The sequence below is a fragment of the Bifidobacterium olomucense genome (genome assembly GCF_012932375.1).
GTDB lineage: Bacteria > Actinomycetota > Actinomycetes > Actinomycetales > Bifidobacteriaceae > Bifidobacterium > Bifidobacterium olomucense.
On the sequence record NZ_JAAIIG010000003.1, the window covers coordinates 343,649 to 350,020 of the forward strand.

Genomic DNA, 6,372 nt, shown 5'->3' on the forward strand with positions numbered 1-6,372 from the left:
TATCCCCATAATAGTTAGAAACGTTTAAGAATGTCACGTTTCTCCTCAAGGGAATCACGTACTTCGATTATCGAGGACATGGATGCGGTTACGGCTTTCCGCTTGACATTGTTGTCGTTTGAATCATTCAATACCTTCTCCAACGTCGCGACACTTGCCGATATATTCTTCAACGAATCAACCACACCGTGGTCATCATGGTCAGGTTTGCCTTCGTATCGAATCGCGCGCCCGTAAATATCCCCCGCAAGCTCATAACAGTTAGCCCAAGCATCTTGCAGCAACGTGCGAACCTGCACTTCGCAGAAGACTCCATCCGGAAGCTTCACTATGACGTGCACGGCACGATACCCGCTGTGCGGAGCCTCGCGCATATCCGAGATTTTGAACACCGGAAGCACGCCGCCAATCCTAGAGGCAAGCGCGGTTTGCGCATCCAGCGTCATGTCAGCGGTTATGCGCACGCCCATCACGTCCCTTACGCGGGGAATCTGCAACGTCGGCTCACGAATCAGCTTATCCCTCAAGGTGTCAACCGTCTTCACCCTGAACGCGACAGTCATATCCCCGATATCGAGTCCGGACGTGTCAAGCATGCCGACTTGCGCCACGACCTTGGCCAGAACCTGCTGATACCAGAGCCGCACTGTCACATAGCTCAGACCATCAATCGCGTCGCCTCCTGCGATAATTTCTTTACGCAAGTCTCGAATCTGACGTTGAGTCCACGGCTTGTCTGGCAGAATCAGTTTGTCCATACGCTTATTCTCCCATCATTTCTCATGTTCCTTGGCATAGGTCTGCCGGACATATGGCGAGATCGTTTTTGATCAGTCTTCCATGCCTTCGGCGGTCAGCTCCCACACATAATGCAGATCATCGGCATGCTCTTCCACCCAGTCAAGCACGCTGCGGACATCGGAAGCGCCGAGCCCCGCATGATTCACGGATTCAATAGCCTCGGTCTTGAACGAATCACCGTAAGACTCGCTCGCGGCCTTGATGGTCTCATAATCGGATTTATCAAGTTCCGTCGCGTAGGCATTGTACTCATAATCAGACCGCATGGCCGCATACAACGCCTTGCCTAGATCTTTGAGCTGCTGGTGTTCCTTGGATACGTGCGTAGGCATGATTTTCTCCCGGAAGATTGTTTTGCGCATGGCTTACGCCACGCCTCTGATATGTTTGCTAATTCCCAGAGAGGCCACGATAAACGCTCGTGGCCTCAACTGTATCACTGTTGCTCGTATTCCTTGCATAGGTCGGCGGCGAACTTGGCGAGATTATCGGGGTCAAGCACATAATTCTCATCGCTCTCCCCCGCTTCGTCGTAGTATTTCCAGACCTCATGCAAAGCGTCACGCATGCGATTGGCGTCCAGTTTCATTTGATTACCTCCTGATTGAAGTCCAACATGTCCAAAGTCCTCAAGTCACCATGCTTGCCGGAACGGCAGTACAGCCAGATCGGATACCAGTACCAGAATTTCCAGCCGCAGTAATGAACCGCATGCCAATACCGGTTATGCTTGCAACCGTGCAGCACGTAGAGAATCAGCTCACGCAGCCATGCGAACCATAGCCGCCAGCCGGGCACGCGCCGCCAAACCTCCTTGTTGTTGGCAGTGTCGAAACGTTCATAACGGTAGTATTCCATCGTCATTCCTCTTCCTCGACGCGGATAAGCTCGCTGTCGATGACGTCTTCCTGCCAGCTCAGCTCACACGGGTCCACGTTTTTGTCGTACCAGTTCTCGGCTTCCTCGGGGTCCATGCCCTCTGGACCCTCGAAATACGCCCACTCCTCGGTGGTCACATGCTTGGTCACGATGTAGGAGCTTGTGGGATTCAACACCTCATCGGCCAGTGAGACGACGGTTTCCAGACTGTTGCGCAAGCGCGACACCTGCGTATAGGCGTCCTTGATGCCCAGTCCCCCGTCCATGAGGCGACGGCCCTCGGCGTCAATGTCGTAATCGGCTAACGCCTTGCGCAGCACTGCCGCCACAGTCTCCAACGAATCCCAGTCCGCCGTGATATGCAACGCGGCTTCGCCACGATGGAAGTCGAACGACACGCGCAATGTGGTTTTGCCGTCGAAGTTCACCGTCGTCTGCTTCATATCGGCCAGACCGCGTGTCTTGACCATATCCCAGAAATTGCTCAGCTTATCCATGATTAATTCACTCCTATTGTTCGGTTAAACGATTAGCCGGCCTATAGAACGCTCTATCGACACGGCTAAATGATGATTTGTATAAGAAAAGGCGCTATAGGGAGACTCCTACAGCGCCTTAAATGATTGTTTATATAAGAACGAGCTAAACAAGCTCACCTTGGAACAGTTCGGAATGCGAACCGATACGCACCATGCGAATCACGGTACGGTCGGCACGCTTCCAATACAGGACAAGCACATCGATATCACCGGCCAAATGGAACTCCCAATGACCGTTATAGTTGCCACCTGCGTTATCCAGCACATGAGGCCGGTATTCATCAGGCAGCCTGCCGTACTCTTGCAGATAATCGATGGCGTCGTCCAGATCGTCCATCAACTCGGGATGTATGCGGCTCAGCTCGGTGTAATCAGCGTCGAACTGCGGTTCAAAGATCATCCGATACGCCACTATGCACGCTCCCTCAGCTTGCGTAGATGATCATGCGCGTCCGCAGCCGTATCGCACACCACGGAATCATCGGGCACTACCCCCAGCTCCTTGGCTTCGGCTTCGACCATCGCACGGCGAGTGGTCTCCGTGGGAGTCAAACGCATGCCGGCGTAGCGGCGCGTAGGCTTGAACGGCAGACCATCCTCGGCAAGCGACTGGCGTAGGAACATGTTCACCGCAGTGCTCAGGTTCATGCCCAAGGACTCGTACAGGGCGGCGGCGCGCTCCTTGACATCATCATCAACATTGGCGACTAGCTTACCCATGATAACCTCCTAACATATAAACAACTGTCACCTATTATATATATATTTTCGCGTAAAGAATGGGTGCCACCCGGAAGTGAGGTAAAAACCGGGCGGCAAGAATCAGATCAGGCGGTCAGATCGAAACCGAGTTTGGAAACAAACGCCTTGATAGAGGCCTCCAATTGTTTGTCGCTGCCGCGCTCGTAGCGGGCGCGATAGGCGACAACACACTTACCATCAGCGCTGGCGACGTAAGCCACCTTGCGTCCCGCGCTGTTGCGGAAGTGGCGTATCTTGCCCAGCCCCTGAAGTTCCGGGCAATCCTTGGCCGGCATCAGATCGGGCAACGTCGCATAGGATACGGCCTTGGTGTTGATCTTGGGCGGTATCTCGGGTATCTCTGCCGTCACAGGCTCGGGTTCCTCGAAATGGTCGGGCATATCCCGGATATCATCCACGCATTCCGCCTTGTTGCACACCCAACGCGCCGGCCAGAACTCAGCCTCGCTGTCACATGTGGCGTCCACCATTCGCGACGGCATGTAATGCCATGCGCCCTCATCGGCCGTACCGCCCGACAGCATGCCGCCCGGATACGGGAGCTTGGGCATCTCGCTGGTGTTCTTCGTGAACCCGTTGGGCTGCGGTACGCAACTCCAGCCTTGGAACGACAGTATGGCGAGATAGCCGGCGAAACCGTATTCGCGAAACTCACGGCTCACATCATCCCATGAATACGAGTCGAAATCCTCGGACAGCTCCCACAGCTCACTACGCTTGTCACTGCCGTTGTCACGCGCCCACAGGACGCGCGTATTATCCGCGTTGACCCAAAAACCAGTCTTGTTCATTTCATTTACCTCACTTTTAGAACAGTGGGCGGCAGCGGTGCCGCCCGGAAAAACTTTTGATCAGTTACCGTTGGGCGATCAAATCGCCATCATGGTAGATGAACACGCCGGCACCCTTATGGTTGCCATGCGCGCTTGCATCCCAGTAACAGTAACCGGTCTGGCCACTGCCGTCCTCGTACTCGCAGGGCGGGATGCTTTGGGCCATGTCCACGCCGCAAGCCGACAGCACGAGCACGCCGGCGGCGAACAGCAATGTCAGAGACGCGAAGAATCTACGCATCACGCCACCGTCTCGGAAACATCATGCCGCTTCAGGATATCCGCGAACACGCCACCGTCAATCGCATTGATCGAGCCATAACCCGGCTTAGGTCCGGTAACATCAGGCCTACTCAGGTACTCGATGCACTCGGTCACGATACCGGCGATATCAAAATCTTCCGGCGATACCTTGCAGACCTCTAGATAGTCAAGAATCTCAGCCTCTATAAAAGCACTGTCAACACTTGGATAGATACGCATGATTCCACACTCCTTAGTGTGATTGAGAAATTATTGGATTGATTGCCCGAATGGGCTGGAAGCGTGGTATGAAGCGCCACGCTAACGCTATGAATCAACGGTATTTATAGACGGAACACGTGCCGCGGAGCTCACCAATCTGAGCTTTCGTCATATGCTTCCACCCAAACTGTTGGATAAACTCACGAACATGTTTCACTGTCGTATTCGAGTAATCCCACGCAGGTAGCAAAGTCAGGTGATAATAGCCGCCCATAATATCGTCGGAAACAGTGGCGACGTGCGTACCGTAGCTGAAAAGCTCATAATCAAGCCCAGCGCCTTTACGCCAAACCTCAACGACGGCTTTACCACCAAACGATTTTTGGTTTGAATGCGCGGCATCAAGCAAGTAAGAGCGTTCCATCACGCCACCGCCTTACGGAGTGCCACCACATCCAAGTCGTCCCAGTCCTTATCATCCAAAAGGTCAGACCACACCTGGCCGAAGACCCATGTGCGAACGTACACGTCCAACGTCTCCGCGTCTTCCATGACCTTAGCCATGTCCGCACCAAGGTCATTAATCACGAAGTCGGTGAAGTCACACCATTCATCACCGAAGATGAACGGACGCACATACTCGGCGGCTAGATACGAGTTGCAAGTGTATGAGCCGTTATCATTGCCGGTAACAGCAAGCTCGCAATCATCACGAGCACTATCCACATCGCTGTAGTCCTCGTGGTTGTCGTCCAGCCAATCGAGAATATCGGACTGAACAGCCTCGAAATAATCGTAGTTTTCGTTAAAGTTTTCCATGATTAACCTCACTTCCATGTGAGGCAGTGCTAGAATATAGCATTGCCTCAAATTATCTCCCTTCTAATGGTTTGAAGCACGCGGCTAAGAGGGCCTAATCTCTTAGCCGCATTTCTTTTACTCAGGCCACCCGTCCGTTAGTTCGTAAGGGTGGCACTGTAGCGCTCGGGATAATCTCAGCGCATTGTCTAGCGTCATCGAATGTATGTCATATTGACCACACTCGTATCCGCTGATTGTCGTGCGAGCTATTCCGGTTTGTTTGGCTAACGCTGCCTGAGTCAGGCCGCGCGCCTTGCGCAATTCCTTAAGTCCCATAGACTCACCTCGCTTGTGTTCGGTAAGTCCGATTATGACAGAATATTCTAACATTCGCATGTAGGAAACACTGTTGAGTTATCAAACTTTCAGATTGTTTTGCTCGATTGAGCTTGATAATTGATAGAATACTCTATCATTCTGTTTTAACAAAATCGGCGTGTCGCAAACAACGCACGCCGATCTGTCAAGCGCCTACATCACGCCATAAAGACAAGTGATGTAAGCCACCCATGATCACGCGCATAGGCAACGCGAAAAGGATTAAGAACGCACACGCACACTATTTAGCGTCGTTTTCTTTCGAGCCCTCAGGACTCTCAATGAGTACCGCACGAACCTGACGCGCCAAAGCCTTACGACCAAAAGCCTCAAGAAAACGCAAGGCCATGTCTAACGTCATGTTCCCTACGTCTATAGCCCCAGTCTCATACGCGGCTATGCGGCCACGTGTCATGCTGGGGACTTTGTCCGCTAACTGTTGCTGCGTCAAGCCCTTGCGGACTCGCTCACTCTTAATCGACATACCCACCTCGCTATCCTTGGTGGGTTCGATTTTACCCAAGGAGAGGCCGGAACCTTAACAGTCCCGGCCATATGGTCAGGCGGTGCAGTCAGCCGGCACACGCTGAGTTGATCCGTCGTCAAACACTAGGGTCATATCGCAATGCGCCTTATGGCATTTCTCACACCACCACACCACGCCGATTGCCTTATGCAGTTTCGGTGTCATGGGGTAGTATCTCCTTGGGTAGAAATTGTTTCGGCTGTAGGTCATACGACTTACAGCCGTTTTCTTTTATCGAACCCTTAGGTGGGTTCGATTCCAGGGTTAAGTAAAGAAACGTGGGTCTTATCCGCGCGTGTCATCGCGTGGCGTGGATTATTTTGAGCGTCCTGCCCATCCTTTTCTGATGCCGAATCCGTTCTCGTAGGCATCGATGCCGACGGCCGGC

The 6,372-nt window shown here is 53.0% G+C and carries 15 protein-coding genes; all 15 read right to left on the minus strand.

Annotation, left to right across the window (positions count from 1 at the left end; all coding sequences use genetic code 11):
• Nucleotides 1-14 precede the first annotated feature (14 nt).
• The 15 genes from G1C97_RS05365 to G1C97_RS12400 all read right to left on the minus strand — a co-directional run bounded on the left by G1C97_RS05365 (nt 15) and on the right by G1C97_RS12400 (nt 6,149).
• A complete protein-coding gene (locus tag G1C97_RS05365; protein ID WP_169240872.1) occupies nt 15-758 on the minus strand; it encodes a nucleotidyltransferase family protein in 744 nt (247 codons plus the stop codon).
• A gap of 72 nt (nt 759-830) precedes the next feature.
• Nucleotides 831-1,133 carry a hypothetical protein gene (locus tag G1C97_RS05370; RefSeq protein ID WP_169240873.1) on the minus strand — a complete coding sequence of 101 codons (303 nt, stop codon included), beginning with the start codon at nt 1,131-1,133 and terminating at the stop codon, nt 831-833.
• 104 nt (nt 1,134-1,237) lie between these two features.
• The gene (locus tag G1C97_RS05375; protein WP_169240606.1) at nt 1,238-1,390 is read right to left on the minus strand and encodes a hypothetical protein; all 153 of its coding nucleotides are present in this window, start codon (nt 1,388-1,390) and stop codon (nt 1,238-1,240) included.
• Nucleotides 1,387-1,665, minus strand: a complete 279-nt coding sequence (locus tag G1C97_RS05380; RefSeq protein ID WP_169240874.1) for a hypothetical protein — start codon at nt 1,663-1,665, stop codon at nt 1,387-1,389. The genes G1C97_RS05375 and G1C97_RS05380 overlap by 4 nt, the downstream gene beginning before the upstream one ends.
• Nucleotides 1,662-2,177: a hypothetical protein gene (locus G1C97_RS05385; RefSeq protein ID WP_169240875.1), complete on the minus strand. Its 516-nt coding sequence runs from the start codon at nt 2,175-2,177 to the stop codon at nt 1,662-1,664. The genes G1C97_RS05380 and G1C97_RS05385 overlap by 4 nt, the downstream gene beginning before the upstream one ends.
• 145 nt (nt 2,178-2,322) lie before the next feature.
• Nucleotides 2,323-2,619: a type II toxin-antitoxin system YafQ family toxin gene (locus G1C97_RS05390; RefSeq protein WP_169240876.1), complete on the minus strand. Its 297-nt coding sequence runs from the start codon at nt 2,617-2,619 to the stop codon at nt 2,323-2,325.
• A gap of 11 nt (nt 2,620-2,630) precedes the next feature.
• Complete coding sequence (locus G1C97_RS05395) at nt 2,631-2,939, minus strand: type II toxin-antitoxin system RelB/DinJ family antitoxin (protein ID WP_169240877.1); 309 nt, start codon at nt 2,937-2,939, stop codon at nt 2,631-2,633.
• Between the two features lie 107 nt (nt 2,940-3,046).
• Nucleotides 3,047-3,772, minus strand: a complete 726-nt coding sequence (locus tag G1C97_RS12230) for a hypothetical protein (RefSeq protein ID WP_240951016.1) — start codon at nt 3,770-3,772, stop codon at nt 3,047-3,049.
• A gap of 64 nt (nt 3,773-3,836) precedes the next feature.
• Nucleotides 3,837-4,055: a hypothetical protein gene (locus G1C97_RS05405; protein WP_169240878.1), complete on the minus strand. Its 219-nt coding sequence runs from the start codon at nt 4,053-4,055 to the stop codon at nt 3,837-3,839.
• Nucleotides 4,055-4,297: a hypothetical protein gene (locus G1C97_RS05410; RefSeq protein WP_169240879.1), complete on the minus strand. Its 243-nt coding sequence runs from the start codon at nt 4,295-4,297 to the stop codon at nt 4,055-4,057. The genes G1C97_RS05405 and G1C97_RS05410 overlap by 1 nt, the downstream gene beginning before the upstream one ends.
• A gap of 94 nt (nt 4,298-4,391) precedes the next feature.
• Nucleotides 4,392-4,703, minus strand: a complete 312-nt coding sequence (locus tag G1C97_RS05415; protein WP_169240880.1) for a DUF8033 domain-containing protein — start codon at nt 4,701-4,703, stop codon at nt 4,392-4,394.
• Complete coding sequence (locus tag G1C97_RS05420) at nt 4,703-5,098, minus strand: hypothetical protein (protein ID WP_169240881.1); 396 nt, start codon at nt 5,096-5,098, stop codon at nt 4,703-4,705. The genes G1C97_RS05415 and G1C97_RS05420 overlap by 1 nt, the downstream gene beginning before the upstream one ends.
• Before the next feature lie 117 nt (nt 5,099-5,215).
• Nucleotides 5,216-5,476 carry a helix-turn-helix domain-containing protein gene (locus G1C97_RS12495; protein WP_417852204.1) on the minus strand — a complete coding sequence of 87 codons (261 nt, stop codon included), beginning with the start codon at nt 5,474-5,476 and terminating at the stop codon, nt 5,216-5,218.
• Between the two features lie 223 nt (nt 5,477-5,699).
• Nucleotides 5,700-5,942, minus strand: coding sequence for a helix-turn-helix transcriptional regulator (locus tag G1C97_RS05430; protein ID WP_169240883.1), 243 nt, complete (start codon nt 5,940-5,942; stop codon nt 5,700-5,702).
• A 75-nt stretch (nt 5,943-6,017) separates the two neighbouring features.
• Entirely contained in the window at nt 6,018-6,149 is a 132-nt protein-coding gene (locus G1C97_RS12400) for a hypothetical protein (RefSeq protein ID WP_277348148.1), read from the minus strand.
• Between the last annotated feature and the right edge of the window lie 223 nt (nt 6,150-6,372).

Coding starts and splice junctions, on each gene's coding strand:
- G1C97_RS05395 (WP_169240877.1), bottom strand. CDS start 2,939: ATGGGTAAGCTAGTCGCCAATGTTGATGATGATGTCAAGGAGCGCGCC.
- G1C97_RS05430 (WP_169240883.1), bottom strand. CDS start 5,942: ATGTCGATTAAGAGTGAGCGAGTCCGCAAGGGCTTGACGCAGCAACAG.
- G1C97_RS05420 (WP_169240881.1), bottom strand. CDS start 5,098: ATGGAAAACTTTAACGAAAACTACGATTATTTCGAGGCTGTTCAGTCC.
- G1C97_RS05370 (WP_169240873.1), bottom strand. CDS start 1,133: ATGCCTACGCACGTATCCAAGGAACACCAGCAGCTCAAAGATCTAGGC.
- G1C97_RS05390 (WP_169240876.1), bottom strand. CDS start 2,619: ATGATCTTTGAACCGCAGTTCGACGCTGATTACACCGAGCTGAGCCGC.
- G1C97_RS05385 (WP_169240875.1), bottom strand. CDS start 2,177: ATGGATAAGCTGAGCAATTTCTGGGATATGGTCAAGACACGCGGTCTG.
- G1C97_RS05405 (WP_169240878.1), bottom strand. CDS start 4,055: ATGCGTAGATTCTTCGCGTCTCTGACATTGCTGTTCGCCGCCGGCGTG.
- G1C97_RS12495 (WP_417852204.1), bottom strand. CDS start 5,476: ATGCGAATGTTAGAATATTCTGTCATAATCGGACTTACCGAACACAAG.
- G1C97_RS05410 (WP_169240879.1), bottom strand. CDS start 4,297: ATGCGTATCTATCCAAGTGTTGACAGTGCTTTTATAGAGGCTGAGATT.
- G1C97_RS12230 (WP_240951016.1), bottom strand. CDS start 3,772: ATGAACAAGACTGGTTTTTGGGTCAACGCGGATAATACGCGCGTCCTG.
- G1C97_RS05375 (WP_169240606.1), bottom strand. CDS start 1,390: ATGAAACTGGACGCCAATCGCATGCGTGACGCTTTGCATGAGGTCTGG.
- G1C97_RS05380 (WP_169240874.1), bottom strand. CDS start 1,665: ATGACGATGGAATACTACCGTTATGAACGTTTCGACACTGCCAACAAC.
- G1C97_RS12400 (WP_277348148.1), bottom strand. CDS start 6,149: ATGACACCGAAACTGCATAAGGCAATCGGCGTGGTGTGGTGGTGTGAG.
- G1C97_RS05365 (WP_169240872.1), bottom strand. CDS start 758: ATGGACAAACTGATTCTGCCAGACAAGCCGTGGACTCAACGTCAGATT.
- G1C97_RS05415 (WP_169240880.1), bottom strand. CDS start 4,703: ATGGAACGCTCTTACTTGCTTGATGCCGCGCATTCAAACCAAAAATCG.